The sequence below is a fragment of the Polymorphospora sp. NPDC050346 genome (assembly GCF_040655695.1).
In the GTDB taxonomy this organism is placed as follows: Bacteria; Actinomycetota; Actinomycetes; order Mycobacteriales; family Micromonosporaceae; genus Polymorphospora; species Polymorphospora lycopeni.
Genome location: NZ_JBFAKM010000103.1, coordinates 1 through 1,928, shown reverse-complemented (window position 1 = coordinate 1,928; position 1,928 = coordinate 1). Strand labels below are relative to the sequence as shown.

The window sequence follows — 1,928 nt, the reverse complement described above, 5'->3', positions numbered from 1 at the left end:
AGGGTCGGGTGGCCCAGGGCGTCGCAGCCCTGGGCTCCCACGGAACGGAGCGTGACAGTCTCCCATCACTCCGCTCTTCTCACCAGTTCCAGCAGTACTGCCGCTCCCACGCCCAATGCGTGAACAGGCCGGGATCTCGATCGAGGAGCCCGGTCCACCATGCCTTGAAGCGTTTCCAAGAGCGCAGCCTCTTGTATTTCTTTCGCGCCCAGCGCATCAGGTAGGTGTTGATACGCCGCAGGAAGGGATACAACTGCGACCGGTAGAACCGGCCGTAGTAGTTCATCCAGCCCGCCACGATCGGGTTGATCCAATCGGCAAGCTCATCAAGAGAATCCTCAGTGCGCCGGTGAATGCGCCAGTGGCGCAACTGTCTGCCCATCGCCTTCAGGGCTTGAGGACTGATCGCGGGCAGGAAGGAGGAGAATGCCCTCCCATCCGGATACTTCGCCTTGCGCGGGCCGAAGGCATACCCCAGGAACGTGAACGACGTGTGCTCGAACGAGCCCCGCCGCCGGGAGTCCCGGCAATACACCAGCTTTGTCTTGTCGGGATGCAAACGCAATCCGACGCTTTCCAGCCGTTCGGCCAGCGCCACCCAGACCTGCCGGGCCTGACGCTCCGTCGCGCAATGCACCACCGCATCATCGGCATAGCGTTCGAACTCCACGGTCGGGAACTCCCGCTCCAGCCACGAGTCGAACGCATAGTGCATGAACAGGTTCGCTAACACGGGTGAAACAGCGGAACCCTGCGGAGTTCCCCGATCCCGGGTTTGCAGGGTTCCGTCGGGCAGTGCCAGCGGAGCGACCAGCCACCGCCTGACATACAGCACCACCCACCGCTGGTCGGTGTTCGCCTCCACGGCCTTGACCATGAGAGCGTGATCCACAGAGTCGAAGAACTTCTGCACATCCAGGTCGATGACCCAGTCCTTCTTCCAGCACCGTTGCCGGCACCGCTCGATCGCCTGCAACGCCGACCGCCGGGGTCGATACCCGTACGAGTCGTCATGGAAGATCGACTCTGTTCGGGGTTCCAACGCCAACGCGACCACCGTCTGCGCTACGCGATCAGCCACGGTCGGCACACCCAACAATCGCGTGCCGCCCGGCTTCGGGATCTCCACCGCCTTCACCGGCGGCGGGAAATACGTCCCCGACGACATCCGATTCCAGATCTTGTACAAATTGTTTCTCAGATCGGCTTCGAAGTCCTCGATGGACTGCCCGTCCACACCTGCCGCGCCCTTGTTCGCCCTGACTCTCTCGTACGCCTCCCACACCAGCCGTTTCGGAATATCAAAAGGCTTGTCCTGCGGACTTGACATGTCCACCCGCTTCCTCCCGGCACAGGTCCGGTTGTTCGCGCGAACAGATCAGCGGTGAGCCGGCCCCTTCGCTCCACCCCGATTACCAGGGCTTCACCACTACTACGAACCGGTCCGCCAGCGAACCCCGCAACGGTACTCAGCACCCGACGGTTTCCGCCGTCCGGTGCGCTCCCTCTCGCCCCCCAGCCATCTGGGTCGAGCCGTATCGGTGTCCGCCTTCCCACGTTCCATGCAGAAGCCGCAGACCGGACTCGCGCCGCCTCCATGCCGGACACCGCCTGGCCAGTAAGCGGGTATCCGCCAGGCTCATCCCGGCACCCTTTAACCGCACCGGTTTTGATGTCATCTTCTTGTTTCGACACGTCAATAGCGGTTCGCTCACGCTCGCCTTTCCGGTCCCCACCTGACACGTCAAGCGTGCCTTTTCCTCAACGCTCACCACGACGGTCTTCAGCCAACGCAGCTTGAGGCGGTTTGACATCTCCCCCCACAGGGCGATGCCGAAGGGCCACAAAACCTTCATCTCCTGCACAGCACCGCGTCAAATGAGATCCCCTACATCGACCTCACCCTCCGCGCTCGTGGCGCACTTAAA

The 1,928-nt window shown here is 62.4% G+C and carries 1 protein-coding gene; it reads right to left on the bottom strand.

Annotated elements, in window-relative coordinates; translation table 11 throughout:
• Positions 1-79: 79 nt before the first annotated feature.
• The gene (gene ltrA, locus AB0I42_RS37255) at positions 80-1,330 is read right to left on the bottom strand and encodes a group II intron reverse transcriptase/maturase (RefSeq protein ID WP_357544486.1); all 1,251 of its coding nucleotides are present in this window, start codon (positions 1,328-1,330) and stop codon (positions 80-82) included.
• Positions 1,331-1,928: the final 598 nt, after the last annotated feature.